Annotated in this window: 15 protein-coding genes and 3 pseudogenes; 7 read left to right on the top strand and 11 right to left on the bottom strand. The window is 69.3% G+C overall.

The window, feature by feature from the left end; all coding sequences use genetic code 11:
- Positions 1 to 41 precede the first annotated feature (41 nt).
- The gene (locus tag GTY58_RS00685; RefSeq protein ID WP_010981570.1) at positions 42 to 1,424 is read left to right on the top strand and encodes a HAMP domain-containing sensor histidine kinase; all 1,383 of its coding nucleotides are present in this window, start codon (positions 42 to 44) and stop codon (positions 1,422 to 1,424) included.
- Here GTY58_RS00685 and GTY58_RS00680 read toward each other — a convergent pair.
- Positions 1,385 to 2,463, bottom strand: a pseudogene (locus GTY58_RS00680) (sodium-dependent transporter). The gene GTY58_RS00685 and the pseudogene GTY58_RS00680 sit on opposite strands and share 40 nt — an antisense overlap.
- Before the next feature lie 169 nt (positions 2,464 to 2,632).
- Between GTY58_RS00680 and GTY58_RS00675 the strand changes: the two are divergent.
- Both GTY58_RS00675 and GTY58_RS00670 read left to right on the top strand, forming a co-directional pair.
- Positions 2,633 to 3,463 carry a membrane protein gene (locus GTY58_RS00675; protein ID WP_010981567.1) on the top strand — a complete coding sequence of 277 codons (831 nt, stop codon included), beginning with the start codon at positions 2,633 to 2,635 and terminating at the stop codon, positions 3,461 to 3,463.
- Between the two features lie 249 nt (positions 3,464 to 3,712).
- The gene (locus tag GTY58_RS00670; protein WP_010981566.1) at positions 3,713 to 4,513 is read left to right on the top strand and encodes a membrane protein; all 801 of its coding nucleotides are present in this window, start codon (positions 3,713 to 3,715) and stop codon (positions 4,511 to 4,513) included.
- Here the strand turns inward: GTY58_RS00670 and GTY58_RS00665 are convergent.
- The 5 genes from GTY58_RS00665 to GTY58_RS00645 are packed head-to-tail and all read right to left on the bottom strand — an operon-like array spanning position 4,494 to position 8,463.
- The gene (locus tag GTY58_RS00665) at positions 4,494 to 5,855 is read right to left on the bottom strand and encodes a HAMP domain-containing sensor histidine kinase (protein ID WP_010981565.1); all 1,362 of its coding nucleotides are present in this window, start codon (positions 5,853 to 5,855) and stop codon (positions 4,494 to 4,496) included. The genes GTY58_RS00670 and GTY58_RS00665 overlap by 20 nt on opposite strands.
- A complete protein-coding gene (locus tag GTY58_RS00660) occupies positions 5,852 to 6,514 on the bottom strand; it encodes a response regulator transcription factor (RefSeq protein ID WP_010981564.1) in 663 nt (220 codons plus the stop codon). Before GTY58_RS00660 ends, GTY58_RS00665 begins: the two co-directional genes overlap by 4 nt.
- Positions 6,468 to 7,196 carry a phosphatase PAP2 family protein gene (locus GTY58_RS00655; protein WP_010981563.1) on the bottom strand — a complete coding sequence of 243 codons (729 nt, stop codon included), beginning with the start codon at positions 7,194 to 7,196 and terminating at the stop codon, positions 6,468 to 6,470. The genes GTY58_RS00660 and GTY58_RS00655 overlap by 47 nt, the downstream gene beginning before the upstream one ends.
- Positions 7,193 to 7,798, bottom strand: a complete 606-nt coding sequence (locus GTY58_RS00650) for a phosphatase PAP2 family protein (RefSeq protein ID WP_010981562.1) — start codon at positions 7,796 to 7,798, stop codon at positions 7,193 to 7,195. The genes GTY58_RS00655 and GTY58_RS00650 overlap by 4 nt, the downstream gene beginning before the upstream one ends.
- Positions 7,795 to 8,463, bottom strand: a complete 669-nt coding sequence (locus GTY58_RS00645; protein ID WP_037651042.1) for a DedA family protein — start codon at positions 8,461 to 8,463, stop codon at positions 7,795 to 7,797. The genes GTY58_RS00650 and GTY58_RS00645 overlap by 4 nt, the downstream gene beginning before the upstream one ends.
- Before the next feature lie 117 nt (positions 8,464 to 8,580).
- Here GTY58_RS00645 and GTY58_RS00640 point away from each other — a divergent pair.
- Positions 8,581 to 8,945 (top strand): annotated as a pseudogene (locus GTY58_RS00640) (BlaI/MecI/CopY family transcriptional regulator).
- Between the two features lie 37 nt (positions 8,946 to 8,982).
- Positions 8,983 to 9,465, top strand: a pseudogene (locus GTY58_RS00635) (M48 family metalloprotease); the annotation flags it as partial.
- Between the two features lie 79 nt (positions 9,466 to 9,544).
- Here the strand turns inward: GTY58_RS00635 and tgmC are convergent.
- Positions 9,545 to 10,669, bottom strand: coding sequence for an ATP-grasp peptide maturase system methyltransferase (gene tgmC / locus GTY58_RS00630; protein WP_010981559.1), 1,125 nt, complete (start codon positions 10,667 to 10,669; stop codon positions 9,545 to 9,547).
- 233 nt (positions 10,670 to 10,902) lie between these two features.
- Between tgmC and GTY58_RS00625 the strand changes: the two genes are divergently transcribed.
- Positions 10,903 to 12,096, top strand: a complete 1,194-nt coding sequence (locus GTY58_RS00625; protein ID WP_037651044.1) for an IS110 family transposase — start codon at positions 10,903 to 10,905, stop codon at positions 12,094 to 12,096.
- On the opposite strand, the gene GTY58_RS00620 is transcribed toward GTY58_RS00625, so the two are convergent.
- From GTY58_RS00620 to GTY58_RS00610, 3 genes are all read right to left on the bottom strand, one after another.
- The gene (locus GTY58_RS00620) at positions 12,063 to 12,518 is read right to left on the bottom strand and encodes a hypothetical protein (RefSeq protein ID WP_338058977.1); all 456 of its coding nucleotides are present in this window, start codon (positions 12,516 to 12,518) and stop codon (positions 12,063 to 12,065) included. The genes GTY58_RS00625 and GTY58_RS00620 overlap by 34 nt on opposite strands.
- A gap of 197 nt (positions 12,519 to 12,715) precedes the next feature.
- A complete protein-coding gene (locus tag GTY58_RS00615) occupies positions 12,716 to 13,900 on the bottom strand; it encodes an IS701-like element ISSav3 family transposase (protein ID WP_010981556.1) in 1,185 nt (394 codons plus the stop codon).
- Between the two features lie 65 nt (positions 13,901 to 13,965).
- Positions 13,966 to 14,774 (bottom strand): IS5 family transposase gene (locus GTY58_RS00610; protein ID WP_197586338.1). Its coding sequence is split into 2 segments (ribosomal slippage): positions 13,966 to 14,424 and positions 14,427 to 14,774, totalling 807 coding nucleotides; the frame shifts between segments, so codons are not numbered across the junction.
- Between the two features lie 376 nt (positions 14,775 to 15,150).
- Between GTY58_RS00610 and GTY58_RS00605 the strand changes: the two genes are divergently transcribed.
- Positions 15,151 to 15,936, top strand: a complete 786-nt coding sequence (locus tag GTY58_RS00605) for a hypothetical protein (protein WP_037653187.1) — start codon at positions 15,151 to 15,153, stop codon at positions 15,934 to 15,936.
- A 697-nt stretch (positions 15,937 to 16,633) separates the two neighbouring features.
- On the opposite strand, the gene GTY58_RS00600 is transcribed toward GTY58_RS00605, so the two are convergent.
- A complete protein-coding gene (locus tag GTY58_RS00600; RefSeq protein WP_137951137.1) occupies positions 16,634 to 17,149 on the bottom strand; it encodes a hypothetical protein in 516 nt (171 codons plus the stop codon).
- Positions 17,150 to 17,339: the final 190 nt, after the last annotated feature.

The following is a 17,339-nucleotide window of genomic DNA, read 5'->3' as shown; positions in this document are numbered from 1 at the left end:
CGGGTCCCGTACGGGCAGGCGGCGGCCCGCATCATGGGGGCATGAGACAGCGCGTGGTGCGGGTGGCCCTGACCGCCGTCCTGGTCGCCATGGTCCTCCTCGCCGTCCCCCTGGCCCTCGCCATTAGGTTCTCCCTGTACGCGGACCAGCGGGACGCCCTGGAGCGGGCGGCCCTGGCCGGCGCCGTCCGCGTGAGTCCGGACTACGCGACCGGTGACCCGGTGGAGCTGCCGCCGCCTCCGGACGGCGGGCGCCTGGGCCTGTACGACCCGCAGCTGCGGCTGCGCGCGGGCAGCGGCCCCCGGATCGGCGACGACACGGCCCGCCGCGCTCTGACCGGCACGGTGACCCGGTCGACAGGGGGCGGTGAACTCGTCGCCGCCGTCCCCGTCTCCCACGACGAGCAGGTCATCGGCGTCGTCCGCGTCTCCTCCGCCGTCCAGGACGTGCGTGACCGCATCCTCGTCGGCTGGGCGCTCCTGCTCGGCGTGGCCGTGCTGGCGCTGACCGTGGCCGTCCTCGTCGCCCGCCGGCAGGCGCGGGCGCTTGCCGCACCCCTGGAGGACCTCTCACGGCACTGCCGAGCCGTCACCGGCGGCGACCTGACCGCGCGGGCCGCCCCCAGCGCCATCGGCGAAATCGACCAGGTCGCCCGCACCCACAACGAGATGCTGCACAGCCTGGCCGAACTCCTGCTCCGCGAACGCAACTTCACCGCCAACGCCTCCCACCAGCTGCGCACCCCGCTGACCGGCCTCCAGCTCACCCTGGAAGCCGGACTCGAACACGACGACACCCGTCCCGTGCTGGAGGAGGCCCTGGCCGCCACCCGCAGGCTGCACCACACCGTGGAGGAGGTCCTTCGGCTGTCCGGCTCCGCGGGGCTGCCTCAGCCGGTCGCGCCAGACCGGCCGGTCACGGGGCTGCTGCGGGAGACCGAGGAGCGGTGGCACGGGCTGTTCGCCCGCGAGGGAAGACGCCTGGAGTGCGATACGGGCGAGGTGCCGGACGACGTACGCGTCCCGGGCGGGCCCGTCGCCGAGATCCTCGGCGTGCTGCTCGACAACGCCCGCGTCCACGGACACGGCACCGTGCGCGTCACGGTCCGCGACCTCGACGACGCCCTCGCCCTGGACATCGCCGACGAGGGCACGGCAGACGGTGACTCCGCGCGGCTGTTCGAGCGCGGGCACACCGAAGGCGGGGCGGGCACGGGCATCGGCCTCTCGCTCGCCCGCGACCTCGCTGTCTCCCTCGGGGGCCGGCTCTCCCTGGCGAACCGCGCGCCGACCACGTTCACGCTGCTGCTCCCGGTACGGGCCGCAGGAGGACACGGGGCGGAAGACCGAAACGAGTCGGACGGTCGCCGGGGCGATGGGGATCCTCAGGACGAGGCGGGGCAGGGCGGTCCGGGCGGGCGGTGAGGGCGAGTCATGCGTACGACCCTGTTCGCGGCCGTCTTCTGCAACAGCCCGTACGCGAGGACCGGCAGCAGCAGGTGCGGCTTGTCGGGCAGGGTCGTGGTGATCAGGACCGCACTCGCGCTGCTGTTGTTCATCCCGCAGGCGAGGGTGAGAGAGGAGGCGGCCGGGGCGTCCAGACGCAGGACGCGCGCCGCAAGGCGTCCTACCGCGAAGGACGGCGCGCAGACGACCGCCGCCACGACCGGTGCCGCGATCAGCAGCAGCGGACGGGGATGGGCCAGGAGGGCACCCAGGGCGCCGCTCGCGTTCACGTACGTCAGGACCGCCGAGCCGGCCAGCGCCACGGGCACGACCCAGCGCCCCGCACCGTCCAGCAGGCGCGCCGGCAGGACGAGACGGCACATGAGGCCCGCCGCGCATGGCAGTACGACTTGCGCGAAGGCGAAACCGCTGTTCATCGTGTCCCTGGCCGGGCCCAGCGCGTCCGGGTAGCCGCCGCTGAGCAGCGGCGCCAGCGCGCCCACCGTCACGGGGATCGTGAGCGGACTGACCAGCGTGGAGGCGAGGACGAGACCGACCATGGTCGGCTGGTCACCGTGCCCCTTGCCGGTCCAGACCGTCGCCCCCGCGGCCACCGGCATCGCGACGATAAGGATCATCGCGGTGACCAGACCGCTGCCGCCGTCGGTATCCGGCGAGCGGCGCAGCAGGAACGCCACCAGCGGGATGATCAGCAGCGGCGCCGCGAGATGCAGGATCAGCCCTGCCAGCAGGCCCGGGGCCGTCGCAGCAGCTGTCCCAGTGCTCGCACGGGGACCTGTAGTCCGGCCGAGAACAGGACCAGCGAGAGCAGTAACGAGGCCGTGTACAGGGGGAGTCCAGTCCCCACCAGGGTATGCGTGTGGCGCAGCCACCGGCCCGGGCCGGGCAGCAGCACGGCGGCGAGATACGCGAGCGCGACGGCCCGTCCGAGGCGGCGGCGCAGCCAGTGCGTCGCGTGGTCGGCACAGGTGCGGCCGTGGGAGTGGGGGATGGTCATGGCAGCACGCTTCCGTCGTGGGGGCTGGGCTGGGACGGAGTGCCGGTATGACCGGGTGGGCCGTGTCGCTGTGCATGGCAGACATGTTCCCCGCGCGGGCCGGCGGGGGCGGGTGATGCCGCGCGGCAGTCAGGATGTGTTCAGGTTCCCGGTGGCACGGTCGGGCCTCATGACATCTGAGACTTCTGAGACAGCGGCGGTCCACGGGTCCGCCCCGAACGCCCCCGGCCACCGTCTGCGCTGGAACAAGGTGCCCGAAGTCACCGTGTACTTCTGGGTGATCAAGGTGCTGTGCACGACGGTCGGCGAGACCGCGGCCGACCTGCTGAACGAGAAGGCCGGACTGGGCCTGACCGGTGTGTCGCTGCTGATGAGCGTGCTGCTTGCGGTGATTCTCGTCGTTCAGTTCCGTACCACCGCCTACCGGCCCGGCGCGTACTGGACGGCCGTGGCCCTGATCAGCGTCGTCGGCACCCTGGTCAGTGACAACCTGACCGACAACATGGGCATACCGCTGGAGACCACCACCGCGGTGTTCGCGGTCCTCCTGGCGGTCGTGTTCGTCGCCTGGTACCGCAGCGAGCGGACGCTGTCCATCCACAGCATCGACACCCTGCGCCGGGAGTCCTTCTACTGGCTGGCGGTCCTGTTCACCTTCGCGCTGGGCACGTCGGCCGGTGACCTGGTCGCCGAGCGCATGGCGCTGGGCTACTGGGTCTCCGCGGTCCTGTTCGCCCTGGCGATCGCCGCGGTCGCGGTGGCGCGCTTCGCGCTCGGGGCGAACGCCGTGTGGAGCTTCTGGATCGCCTACGTCCTGACCCGCCCGCTCGGCGCCTCGATGGGCGACTACCTCTCCCAGCCGACCGGTGACGGCGGCCTGGGCCTGGGCACCGTGGTGACCAGCGTGTTGTTCCTCGCGGTCATCCTCGGACTGGTGGTGTTCCTGGCGGTGACGCGCAAGGACGTCACCGAGCCGGAGCGCCTCGCCCGTACGGCGTAAGCGTCGCGCCGGCGTTCAGGATGCGTTCAGATCACCACTGGCAGGGTCGGACACCGACGCAACCGCCGCGCCGCGCGCGGTTGTCCCCACCGTCTCGCGGGGTGCTCGCCCTTTGATGAGCGCCCCGCGCCCTGCACGAACAGGAGCACTCCCTCTTGGAGAAGTCAGAACTTTTCACCGACCTGGATGTCGCCAGTACGACCAGGTCGGTGATGAAGAAGCTCTGAGGTCACCCTGGCCTTCTGGATCATGAAGATCGCCGCCACGACCCTGGGCGAGACGGCCGGTGACCTGTTCGCCCAGACCCTGAAGCTCGGCTACTTCCTCACCACGATCGCCCTGTTCCTGATCTTCGTGGTGACCTTGGTGGTCCAGCTCAGGTCCCGCCGCTACAACCCGTTCTTCTACTGGACGGTCATCCTGTCCACCAGCATGGCCGGTACGACGATGTCCGACTTCATGAACCGCGACGCCAGCGCCAAGTTCCTCTCGGGCGGGGCCACGTCGCTGGGCTGGGGCCCGCAGGGCCTGGGCCTGGGCTACCCCGTCGGCGCCGCGATCCTGATCTCTCTCCTGATCGCCGTCTTCGCGGTGTGGAAACTGACCGGGATGACGTTCGTCATCCGTGACATCGTCACCTTCCGCGGCGAAGCCCTCTTCTGGTCAGCGATTCTCGTCTCCAACACCCTCGGCACGTCCATGGGCGACTTCCTCTCCGACAGCTCCGGCCTCGGCTACGCGGGCGGCGCGCTGCTCGTCTCCGGGATGCTCGCGATGCTTCTCGTCCTGATGAAGGTGCCCGTGGTGCCGAACGTGCTGCTGTTCTGGTTCGCCTTCGTACTGACCCGCCCGCTGGGCGCGACCGCAGGTGACTTCCTCACCAAGCCGGTCGCCAAGGGCGGTCTCGACCTCGGCACCGCGGGTTCATCGGCCGTCCTGCTGGCCATCCTGGTGGGCCTGATGGCGTATGCCCAGGTGCGGGAGCGCCGGACCGCCCTCTCGAGTCCGGAGTCAGCCGAGCAGGAGGCCGTCACCCAGCGGGCAGCCTGACGGTGAACCGCGCCCCGGGCTTGTGACCGGGGTCGTACGTCACGTCACCGCCGACGGAGCGGGCCAGGCGTCGCGCGAGCGGCAGCCCGAGGCCCGCTCCGCCGCGTCCGTCGTCGGGGTCGGCCCGCCGGCCGGGCTGGAAGAGCTGCGCCGCGAACGACTCGGGTACCCCGGGACCGTCGTCGTCAACGTCGATGCGTACGCCGCCGGGCTCCCGGCTCGCGGTGATGGTGACGTGCGAGGTGGCGTAGCGGACGGCGTTGACGAGGAGCGGGCTGACGATGCGTTCGAGGAGGGCGGCCTGGACGCCGGCCTCCAGCGGGACGCTGTCGCTACGTGCGTCGACTGTCACATGGACCGGTGCCTCCAGGGATGCGGCGAGTCGGTGGAGTGCCGGGAGGATCTCGGCCGTTCCGGGGGTGGTGGTCGTGCCCTTGCGGGCGTCGTTGAGCAGGGTGTCGCAGATGCTGCGCATGGACCGGGCGGCGTCAGCGATCACCTCGTGGGTGGCTTCGGTTTCGGCGGCCGAGCGGGGGCGGGCCTGCCACCAGTCGAGTTCGGCGATGATGCGGCTGAGCGGGGTGCGAAGTTCGTGTGACAACTCGCCGGTCAGCTGCTGCTCATGGCGCAGGACGGCGCGGATGCGGTCCAGTATCGCGTCCAACGACGCGCCTAGACGGGCGAGTTCGGTCGGACGTCGAGCGGCGCCGAAGCGTTCCTCGGAGGCGACGATACTCCACTGGGTGGCCTGGTCGGTCATGGTGGCCACGGGACGCAGCGCGCGTCCGACGGCGAGGCGTGTCAGTAGGTAGGTGCAGGCGAGCATCACCGCGTCGAGGCACAGCGATGCCCAAAGCAGGGTGGCTGCCGAGCTGCGGTAGGGGGAGAGGTCCAGCGCGGTGACGACGGTCGCCGTGCTCCGGCCGTCGGATACGGGCAGGCTGCACAGCTGGGCGGGGTCTGGTTCCTCGGCAGTCAGGCAGTGTGTCCCATCCTGCCGCGCGAGGCTGTCGGCGGCGTGAGCGAGGGTGCTGTGGGCTGTGGTGGATGGCGGCTGTTCGAGCAGCCGGGTGCCCGCGTAGATCCACACGTTCGTGTCGAGGAGCTGGTCGTTGGAGGTCTCCAGGACGCGCACCGTGGGGCCGCTGGTGTCGATGGTGGTGGCGACGGCGGCGGCCCGGGTGTGCAGCTCGTCGTCGGCCTGGTGCTGGAGGCGGTGCCGGATGACGGTGTTGAAGGCGACGGTGAGGACCACCATCAGGAGGGTGGCGGTGGTGAGGGCCACCAGGGAGAGGCGGCCTCGCAGGGTGCGCGGCACCAGGCGGGAGAACATGGAGTTCATGACAGGCGGTGGCCGATCCCGCGGGCGGTGGTAACCGTCAGATCGCTGCCCGCCGTACGCAGCTTGCGGCGCAGCCGGGTCAGGTATTGGTCGAGGGTGTTGTCGCTGACCTGGGCTCCCTCGGGCCACCCCGCTCTGACCAGCTCGCGTCGGCGCACGATGCCCCCGGATGCCGCCATGAGCGCCGCCAGGAGACGGAACTCCGTCGGCGTGAGGTCGACCGGGGTACCGCGCACGCTGACGCTGTGCCGGACGGGGTCCAGCACCAGATCACCGGCCGTGGCCGCAGGAAGTGGTGCGGCTCGTTTGACGGCCGCTCGCAGTCGGGCGGCGAGTTCGGCGAGGTGGAACGGCTTGGGCAGATAGTCGTCGCCCCCGGCGGAGAACCCGGACAGCCGGTCGGTGAGCCGGTGATGGGCGGTCAGGAAGATGACGGGGGAGAGGAATCCGTTCGCCCGCATCGCCTGGCACACGTCCCGGCCGTCCGCGTCGGGCAGCCCGATGTCCAGGACCGACGCGGCGATGTCACGGGTGGCCAGCCGCAGGGCGGATGCCCCGTCCGGGGCGGGTACGGGGTCGAAGTCCTCGTCGCGCAGGCCGCGCAGCAGGACGTCACGCAGGGCGTGATCGTCCTCGACGACCAGGATCTTGTGGCGCATGGTCCTCCGGCGGCTTTTGGTCTATGTCCGTCGTACCTGTGATGAACGCTTCGGGCAGCCACCAGGCAGCGGCGCACAGGCACAGCCCCAGCCAGCCGACGGCGAACAGCCAGCCGCCGACGACATCGGTGAACCAGTGCACCCCGAGGTAGACGCGGGTCAGCCCAACCAGCGCGCCCCAGCAGCCGAAAACGAGGGCGAGCAGGGCCCTGCCGGGCGGGGAGCGTGTGTACACGGCGATGACGAGCAGTCCGGCGGTCAGGGCGGCCGTGGTGGTGTGGCCGGAGGGAAACGCCCACCCCGAGGCGGGTGTGGCCCAGTCCACTCGGGTGGGGCGGGGCCGGGCGACGAGCGCCATCACGCCGTACCGCGCGGCTTGCCCCGCGCCGAGGCAGGTGAGGCAGAGCGCGGTGGCGACGGCCCGTTGGCGCAGGGTGCGTCCGGCGATGGTTCCCGCCAGTACGGCGAGGACGTACGGGATGGCGCCGGTTCCGGTGGCGGTCAGGGCGCGGGCCAGCGCCACCGGCACGTCCGGGCGGTGCCCGACGGACCAGGACAGCAGGTCCTCATCCCCGTACAGCGGCTGGCCGTCGCCGATCACGATCATGGTCAGCACGCCGAATGCCGTCCACGCCCCCAAGCCGACGCTGCCGGCCAGCTCGCCGAGGTCACTGCGTTTCATGACGCCAGTACCAGCGGACGCAGCCGCGTACCGGTGATCCACCGGACCAGGGAATCGGGCTGGCGGCGCAGCGTGACCATCGCGAGCGCCGCGACGAGGGCGCCGACGACCACTCCTGCAGCGACGTCGTGCGGATAGTGCGCGCCGACCCAGACCCGGGAGGCTGCCATCGCGCAGGCGGCCCCGGCCGCGACGGCGCCGAGCCGACGGGAGACGAAGAGCAGGGCCATGGCGGCCGCGGCGGCGATGGCCGTGTGATTGCTGGGGAAGGACCAGTCGCCCGGCGCAGGGCACGCCTCCAGCGTGATCACCTGCAGGCTCTGACAGGGCCGGTCCTCGCGTACCAGCAGTTTCAGCACGTCGTTCACCCCGTATGCGGCGAAGACGATCGCCGGAACGGCCAGCGCGCTCACCGCGGCAGCCGGGCTCACCCGCCGCGCCCGCCACCAGCCCACGGCCATCAGCGCGGCGAACACCGCCAGTCCGTACGTCGACCAGGCCGCCACCATGTCGTCAAGCCAGCCGGGCGAGCGGTGAGCGAGATCCACCACGTCGGTGTAGGCGGTGCCGTCGATCGAGGAGCCGTCGAAGGCGAGGATCATCCACGTACCTCCTTCGCTTTGGCTGCGCGGCGGGAGCGGTAGAGCTCGGCAGCGAGCGGAAGCAACGACACGGCCACGATCACGGCGATGATCGGCAGCAGGTAGCGGTCCACATTGGGGATGGACGAACCAAGCGCGTAGCCGCCCAGCGTGAGCCCCAGACTCCACACGAGTCCGCCGGCGACCTGCCACACGGTGAAGGTCCGCGCCGGTACGCCCAACGCGCCCGCCATCGGATTTAGGACCGTCCGCACCACGGGCACGAACCGGGCCAGCACGATGGCCTTCGCATGCCCGTACCGCTCCAGCAACTCCTCGGCCCGCTGGGCCCCTTCGCGCAGGCGGACCGAACGGCTGCGCGCCAGGAGGGCCCCGCCGGCCTTCCGGCCGAGCACATAGCCGCACTGCGCACCGGCAAGGGCACCCACAGCCGCGGCCACTAGCAGCGGAGCGAGCGACAGCTTCACCCCGTGCTGGCCGCTCCCCGTGCACAGCAGGCCTGCGGTGAACAGCAGCGAGTCACCGGGCAGGAAGAAGCCGATCAGCAGCCCGGTTTCCGCGAACATCACCACGCCGACCCCCAGCACACCGAAGGCGGCCAGCAGGGACTGCGCGCTCAGGACATTCACCGCGAGCTGTGAGGCTGCGAACAGGGGTGCGGTCATGAACGCGGGCCCTCTCATACTGGATGGGTGGGGGCACGCGAAAGCGCCACCCGGGTGACTACAATTCTGTAGACGGTCTACTGAACTGTAGACGAAGATGGGGTGACGATCGTTCCCATGACCGACGCCAAGGACGAGCGCCGACCGGCCGGCGAGCTGGAAGCCGCCGTCATGGCCGCCCTGTGGGCCGCCGAGGCGGCCCTCACCCCGGGTGAGGTGCAGGCCGAACTCGCCTCCGACCTGGCCCGCACGACGGTGACGACGATCCTGTCCCGCCTGTACGACAAGGGCGTCGTCGACCGCAGGGGCGTGGCTATGGTTACTACCCCGTGCAGGACACCCAGGGGCTCACCGCCCGGCGCATGCATACCGAGCTCGACCGTGACACTGACCGGGAGACCGTCCTGGCCCGCTTCGTCGCCCAGCTCCATCCGGACGACGAACAGCTTCTGCGCCAGCTACTGGAGGCCGACGAGGGATGACCGTCCTCTGTTGATTCCGCTGCTGCTGCCCTTCGTGATGCCGCTACTCGCCCGGCGAGCCCTCGACCGACTGGCCCCTGCCACCGCTCTGTGGGCGCTGACCGCCGCCGCCCTGGTGCTGGCGGGTGCTTGCGTGACCGCCCTGGGCGCACTCGTCCTGACCGGACTGCTCAAGCTGCCGGCGTTCGCGGCGCTCGGTGAACTCGCCCACCCCCTGCGCACGCCCACGGGCTACCTGGTCCTGCCCGCGGCCGCGATCGCCACCGGCCTGCTCACCATCGGCGCCTGGACCCTCGCACACTCGGCCCTGCGCCAGACGCGCGCCTTCCGCACCGCCCGCGCCGAGGCCGACCGGCGACCTACCGCTGGCGATCTGTGCGTGGTCGACTCACCGCACCCGGACGCCTACGCCCTGCCCGGACGCCCGCACCGCATCGTCGTCACCACCGCCATGCTGCGCAGCCTCAAACCCGACGAGCGCGACGCTCTCTTCGCCCACGAGCGCGCCCACAACCAGGGGGCCACCACTGCTTCCTGGTCGATTGGTTCAGCGGCTTGTCGTCCGGGGCGGATGGTCTCGTACCTCGGTGCGTGCGGTGCTAGACGGGCAGGTCCCATGAGGGGCCGTCGGGGGCCCCGAGCCATACCCGTTGTGTGCCGTCCGGTTCCACGGTCATGCCGAGGTCGGATTGTGGGGGTGAGCCTGCCCTCTGCCAGGTGGTGAGGGTGTTCTCCACCTGGTCCCAGAGGTTGAGCGGGCCGTGCTGGTGGACGTGCCAGCTGTTCCCGGCTGGTTCGGTCCATGCCTGTGATCCGGTGGCGACGTCCACCAGGATCACGCCGTCGGTGGTGTTCATGAGTTCGGCTGAGGGTGCGGCGAGCTGGGCGAGGAAGTGGCCGGTCCAGTCGTCCAGGAGGGCGGGGTTTACGCGGGTGGGGCGGGTGTGGCCGGGGTGCTGGTAGTACGTGGGGCGGGGTGGGCGTTCGTGGGGGCGGGCGAGCATGTAGCTGATCTGGTCGTCGGCGAATCGGCCGGTGGCGGTGCCGTCGTCGTGGACGGTGAGGCGGATGAGGCCGGAGGCGAGCATCCATCCGCTGATGGTGGTGGTGATGGTGCCGCCGGCGCGTACTTGGTAGAGCCAGGTCGGGGGGATGTGGCGGACAGCGCAGGTGGCAATGATCGCGTCGTATTCGGCGCCGTCCTTGTGTCCGGCCAGGCCGTCTCCGGTGTTCAGGGTGGGGTGGTAACCGGCGGCGTGGATGTGGTCAGCCGCCGCGGCTGCCAGGCCCGGGTCGTACTCGACAGAGAAGACGTGTTCGTCTCCGAGGCGTTCGCAGAGGATGGCGGTGGAGTAGCCGGTGCCGGTGCCGATCTCCAGCACGTTGTCGCCGTCGCGGGTGCCTGCGAGGTCGAGCATGCGGACGATCAGGGACGGCAGCGTGCTGGACGAGGTGGGGCGGCCGGTCGTGGGGCTGCAGGCGTCGGCCGCGTTGACGCCGTCGATCTGTGTGACCCAGGTGGTGTCCTGGTAGATGAGGCGCAGCCACTCGCCGGGGGCGGTCTGGTCGCGGTGGATGGGTTCCCACTGGGGGCCGGTGAGGCGGAACAAGGCGTCGCCGAGGAAGATTTCGCGTGGCACGCTTTGGAGGGCATGGCGCCAGGCGGGGTCATCCGTGGGGATGGTGTTGGCGAGTTGGCGGCGCAGGTCGGCGGGGTCGGTCATGGGGTCCTACCTTTCAAGGGTGGTTGCTCTGGTCATTCGTAAGATCGGAGGGCCCGGGGGTTCTGGGTATGGCTGTCATTGGGGCGCCGTAGGGATGGCTCAAGGAACTTGGCCGCCCGGAGCCCCGCGACGACTCGACCGCCAATTGGGAGATGCGACTCCGATCGCTGCGTAGGACGACGTCGGCGAGGTCGTCTGCGGGATCGATGTAGGGCGAGCTGGTGGAGGGGAACGTGCCCGAGATCTGGGCCGGAGTGGACATCGGCAAGACGCATTACCACTGCGTGGTGATCAACGCGGACGGCAAGCGTCTGCTGTCCCGCCGGGTCGCAAATGACGAGAGTGAACTGCTTGCCCTGATCGGCGATGTCCTGGAGATATCCGCCGACGCGCTGTGGGCTGTGGACCTCAATCACGGTGGTGCCGCGCTGCTGATCGGCCTGCTGGTCAGCCACGGCCAGCCGGTCGCCTACCTGACCGGTCTGGCGGTCCACCGTGCCTCGGCCACCTACAAGGGCGGCGAGGGGAAGACCGACGCGAAGGACGCCTTCGTCATCGCCGACCAGGCCCGCGTCCGTCGCGATCTGGGCCTGTTGCGGCCCGGCGATGAGATCGCCGTCGACCTGCGCACGCTGACCACCCGCCGTCTGGACGCGGTCTTCGACCGCACCCGGCAGATCAACCGTCTCCGCGCCCAACTCCTGGAGATCTTCCCCGCGCTGGAACGTGCCCTGGAACTGACGAACCGGGGGCCGGTGGTACTGCTGACCGGCTACCAGACCCCGGCCGCGATCCGTCGAGCAGGCGCGAGCCGGATCGAGACGTGGTTGAAGAACCGCAAAGTCAGGGGTGCCGCCGCACTGGCGAAGACGACCGTGGAGGCCGCCCAGGCCCAGCAGACCGCGCTGCCCGGCGAGAAGCTGGCCGCCGCCATGGTGGTCCGCCTCGCGAAGGGGGTGATGGCCCTCGATGAGGAGATCGCCGAGCTTGACGCCCTGATCGAGGTCAAGTTTTGCGAGCATCCGCACGCCGAGGTGATCCGCAGTCTGCCCGGCATGGGAGCCAAGCTCGGAGCTGAATTCCTCGCCGCGACCGGTGGTGACATGGACGCCTTCGGCAGCCCCGACCGCCTGGCCGGCTTCGCCGGCCTGGCCCCCAGACCACGTGACTCCGGCCGTGTCAGCGGCAACCTGCGCCGCCCCCGGCGCTACCACCGTGGTCTGCTGAGAACCATGTACCTGTCGGCCATGGTCAGCCTCCAGTGCTGCCCCGCCTCGAAGGCGTTCTACGACCGGAAGCGAGGCGAGGGCAAGGGCCACAAGCAGGCCCTGCTGGCTCTCGCACGCCGACGACTCAACGTTCTGTGGGCGATGATCCGTGACGGAGAGTGCTTTCACACTTCACCTCCCGTCACGAGAGCGGCTTGACAACACGATTGGAAAGTTCCTTGGGGGTGCTGGAGACGGTCGGCGAGAGCGTTGGTGATGGGGGCGGTGATGTTGTCGGGGAACCAGGCCCATTGCCCGTTGGGGTTGCACTCGTACCAGTGCCAGCGGCCATCTGTGCCGAGTCCGAAGTCGAAGGCACCGAAGACCAGGCCGAAGGCGTCGAGGTAGGCGCGGACCCCTTTGGTGATCTCGGGCGGGACGGGGACCGGGGTGTAAGTGAGTGCCTCGTAGTGGCGGCGCCAGTCGATCCCGGGTGAGCCGTCGATCCGGACGGCGGTGAGGTGATCGCCGACGGCGGTAAGGCGAATGTCGGCGCTCTTGCTGACGCGCTGCTGGAAGAGTCGCTCTCCGGCGAAACCGGGTGCTCTCGGCCTGAGCGACCAGTGGTGTCCAGATTCCACGAACAAAGGCCACTGGTCGCTGCGTTCGACACTAGTACTGCAACGGTGCTTGTTCTGAGTGTTGGGCAGGTTTCAGGGGCTGTGTCCGCGTCGTTTGTAGTGACTGATGCGGGCTTGGTGTTGGCGTCGGCGGCGCCATGTCGACCAATGCAGGATGTGGTCGATCGGGGTGGGGCGGCGGTCGGTGAGGCGGGTGATCAGTCGTCGGATCTCGGCGAGGCTGTAGTGGATGAGCTGGGAGGATCCGTTTCTGCTTTCCCGATGTCCAGTTCACGGGCTCGCAGGACGGTCAGGCAGGCATGAGCGGCCATGGCCAGGGTCATGTGGCGGTGCCAGCCGGGGTAGCGGCGGACCTGGTAGTCGTCCAGACCGCATTCCTGCTTCGCCGTCTGGAAGCATTCCTCGACGGCCCATCGGCTGCCCGCGACGCGGATCAGCTCGTCCAGCGTGGTGCCGGCGGGACAGTAGGCGATGTAGTAGGAGATCTCCTCGGGCCTGCTCACGCTGCGGCGGGCGAGAACCCAGTGCCGGCGGTCCTCGCGGTGCCAGGGCCTCACCTCGACGCGGGCCCAGTCGTAGATCCGCCGGCCGTGGGCTCCCTCGCCGCAGGAACGGCGTTTCCATTTCTGCCGGGGCAGGCCGGGGAACAGGTCGTGGACGGGGTGGTCGATGGACCAGCGGGTGACGACGGTGTCGTGCCGGGTGGTGGCCATGACATGGAAGACGTCCGCCTGCTCCAGCTCGAACCGCCAGCCCTTGCTGAAGCCATAGGCGGCGTCCGCCGTCACCCAGCCGAACGGGATCCTGTCGGCGATGGCCCGGCGGACCATCGCCTTGGCCATGGCCACCTTCGTCTCGAAGGCGACACTGTCGTCGATGCCTGCCCGTCGGCATCGCTCGCGGTCATCCGTCCAGGACGTGGGCAGATACAGCCGCCGGTCGATCAGCGTGCGTCCGCGGCCCGTTGCATACGCGAGAAAGACCCCGATCTGGGAGTTCTCCGTGCGTCCCGCGGTGCCGGAGTACTGCCGCTGGACCCCGGCCGAACGGACACCCTTCTTCAGGAATCCGGTGTCGTCGACGATCAGGACGGCATCCCGGTCGCCGAGGTTCTCGACGACGTAGTCACGCACGTCGTCCAGGACCTCGTCGGCGTCCCACTCGATCCGGTTCAGCAACCGGTGGATGCGATCGGGACCGGCATGCCCGGCCTCCTCAGCCAGCGTCCAGCCGTTCTTCCGCTCCAGCGGCGCGACCAGCCCCCGCATATAGGCCAGCGCCGACTGACGCGGCTCTTCCCGGCTGAACCGGTGCACGAACCGCTCGTGCACCGCCTCGAGTTCACCCGCCCACAACCTGACACCAGCAAGGTCCCCACCCATAACCAGACCAACGACTGAACTGGCCACCAGTCACGGCAAGCACCGTTGCAGTATTAGACGTCGTTTCATTTGGTGAGGCGGCGGTGGCAGATGAGGGCTGCGGCGATGTCAGCGAAGGCGAGGCAGTGTTCTGCCTTGCGTTCGTAGCGGCGGTGGAGTCGGCGGCAGCCGGCGAGCCAGGACACGGTCCTCTCGACGACCCAGCGGTGGCGGCCGAGCCGCTTTGAGGACTCGATGCCCTTGCGGGCGATGCGGTGGCGGATGCCGCGTTTGCGGAGCCATCGCCGCAGGTGGTCGTAGTCGTAGCCCTTGTCTGCGTGGAGCTTGCCGGGTCGCCGCCGACGCGGTCCTCGCCGGGACCGGATCGGCGGGATCCCGCGCACGAGCGGTTCAAGGCCGAGGCTGTCGTGCATGTTGGCGCCTGAGATGCCCAGCGAGAGAGGCAGTCCGTTCCGGTCGGTGATCAGGTGGATCTTCGATCCCAACTTGCCTCGGTCGGTCGGATTCGGTCCCGTCAGTGGCCCCCTTTTGCCGCCCGCAGGCTGACCGAGTCGATCGCGCACCGTGACCAGTCCAACTCGCCGCGGGCACCGAGTTCGTCGAGGATGACGCGGTGGAGCCGGGCCCAGACACGGGCCCGGCTCCATTGGGCGAAGCGTCGGTAGACCGTCTGCCAGCTCGGGCCGAACACCGGCGGCAGCTGCCGCCACGTGCAGCCCGAGGTCGCCACGAAGATGATCGCGGCCAGGGCCTCGCGGTCACCCGCCCGGCGCCGGCCGCCGCCCTGCGGACGTATCACCTCTGTCGGAGGCACCACCCGCCGGAACAACACCCACAACTCATCCGGCACCAGCCGCTCAACCAGATCCGTCATACACGGTTCAACGAACGATCACGCCATAAGAAACGCCGTCTTAAGGGTGTGGGTTACGTGGGGTCGTGACAGTTGTCGTGGGCCGCGCTATGCCGGAAGGATGAGCTATCCCGATGGTGGTGGGTTGACGGCCGAGGAGCGGGATCGGCGCGAACAAGTCCGTCTTGCAGCCGCTGACTTGATCGAGGCGGGGGCCGGCGACGGAGAGGTGGCCCGGCGGTTCTACAGTGCTACCTGAGAAGGCCCGCGGTTGGCTTCGGCTCATGGAGGCGTGAGCGCCGGGTCTTCGTGGGCGAAGTCTGAGCTGGTGACGCTAGAGCGCTGAGACGCTTTGTCGGGCTTGAGGCCTTCGGCCCCTCGCGATACGGGGAACACCATGTCTGAGGCACTTTACGGTCTGTTCGGTGTCCTGGGTGGCACTCTTATCACCGGGGCTGTGGCCTACTGGGGCCCTATTCAGGTTCAGAAGCGGGCACTGTTGCAGGCGAGGGAAGAGCGAGAACTCGTACGCGTCGAGGCAGAACTTCGGCAACGAGAGCGGCTAGAGATGCAGGCAGATCGGGAATTTGCCAGAGCGGACTCCGAGGCAACTGAGCAGGTGGAGAAGCGCAAGGCGGCCGTGGCGCGTGTGGTGCTGGTTCGTCAGGCAGTTGCCGCGTGGTACGACCTCCTCGATCAAACGATCATTGATCTGGAGCAAAGCCGCGAGTCAAGCTTGGCCCTGGACCTCAGTGAGTTCTTGGCGGCCCACTATCGCTGCCGGGATGCCCTGCAGAGCGCCGGGTACGGTGCGCTGGAGGATGGGCTACGGATCATGCTGACCACAGTCAGCGCCGAAGTAGAGCTCTCCCGCGGCATAATCCGTTTTTCCCCTGCCGTGGAAGAACGTGTCGCCGCACAGTCAGCGCGTCACCCATCAGTCACCGGGGATGCCTTCCTGATTGTGGACGCGCTCAACAGGACCTCTTTTCAGTTGCGGCGAGCGATAAGGATAGGACCCACGGCACAGGGTTTTGATGCAACTCTTACAGAGGCGCAAGAGAGTCTTCTGGCCGCCCGACGGTGCCGGGCTGAGCTTTCTCGTCTGCTGATGCGCGAGGTGGACAGCCTCTTGGATGTCACGGTCATCGACACCCGGAATGGTGGTGCAGCGCCCGAGTGAAGCTTCCCCTTGATCGTGGACACCTGGAGACTGGGACGTGAGAGCCCAGAGGAAGCAATGGTCGCTGTGGAATACCGGCACAAGGTGCTCAATGACCGCCGTGCCGTAGCGTCTCGGTTCGCTGGCAGCCCACCTTCTCCAACAGCCACACCGACCCGGTGTTGCCAGCGAAGAAACCAGCGGTGGAGCAGGCGAGTCTGGCCTGTGATCGCCGCAGTCTCTCCGCTGCTGGAGCGGTCCTTCCGGGGACCATCCCGGCCTTGACCGCCTGTCGCTGCGGCAGGACCCCACAAATGCGATCGGGCCCCGGATGCCGGTGCGACGGCTCGGGGTCAACGCCGAAGCAGTCGGTGCAGCCACCCACGCACTCCGCCGGGAACCGGACGGGACGGGGACCGGTCCTCGCCGTCATCCATTGCTGGGACGCGGTCCCGCGCCGCCGTGTAGCCGAGCAAGGACGCGAGCTCAACGCTCAGTGACTCCAGCTCGCAGCCCCGATGATGCCTTCGCGAGTGATGACAACTCGGACAGTCGGCTCTCGCAGGCGGCGCCGCCTGCGGCAACTGCGGCGGTACTGGTTGCGGCGCCGACTGCCACGGCGGCGGTACTGGTTGGGGCGCTCTGCGCTCCGGGTCCAGCCTCGGTCTCGGCTCGATGGGCTGTTCGTCGGGTACTCCCGGACTTCCCGTGCTGTCCGTCACGCGTTCCCCCTAAGGACTCGGCGCCGCTGAAACCAGAGTCTTACCTGCGGATACATGCTCCATACGGCCTCAACCACGGCGGCGCCGACCGCCACAGCGGCTGCAGCCCAGCGGAACTCCGTGTCAGGCGATGTACTCCGTGCCGGTGGCACCAGAACCAGGGCCACCCCCAGCCACAGCATGACCATGCCACCGCTGTACGCCGTGTAGGCCCGCCCGCGCCAGCGGTTCCAGAGCTGGAAGTCGGCGTTCTGCTCCTCGCGCAGCAGGTCGCGGTGATCTCTCATCTCCTCGTCCGACCACCAAGCAGAGATGTCCGCGAACGAGTACAGGTGCCGCCGGGCGTGGAACCCGAACTGCACGCAGGTGACAAACAGCAGCGCCGACAGCGTCAGGCACAGCAGGACCGGCCCGGGCCAGCGGAAGTGGCCGCCATCCGCGCCGACGACCCCGATGGTGGCAATCGCGAACCCCGCCAGCAGCGGGGCGGCGACATTGGTGACGGCGTCCACGGCGACCCCGAGGCCCAACGGCGACGGCTTCCGCCAATCCGGCGACGGTGACCTACCCCCGCTCAACCAGTCCTCCCCGTGCTGCCTGTCACCGCCGACCCTATGCCTGTTGGGGGCGTCCTGCCCGGACTTGGGCGGCATCGGCACCCCTTCATCACGAACAAGCACAGCCATCCCCCATCGCAAGACC

Source organism: Streptomyces sp. SID5469 (assembly GCF_009862865.1).
In the GTDB taxonomy this organism is placed as follows: Bacteria; Actinomycetota; Actinomycetes; order Streptomycetales; family Streptomycetaceae; genus Streptomyces; species Streptomyces avermitilis.
The sequence above is the reverse complement of the archived record's forward strand: the minus strand, read 5'-3'. Positions and strand labels throughout refer to the sequence as shown.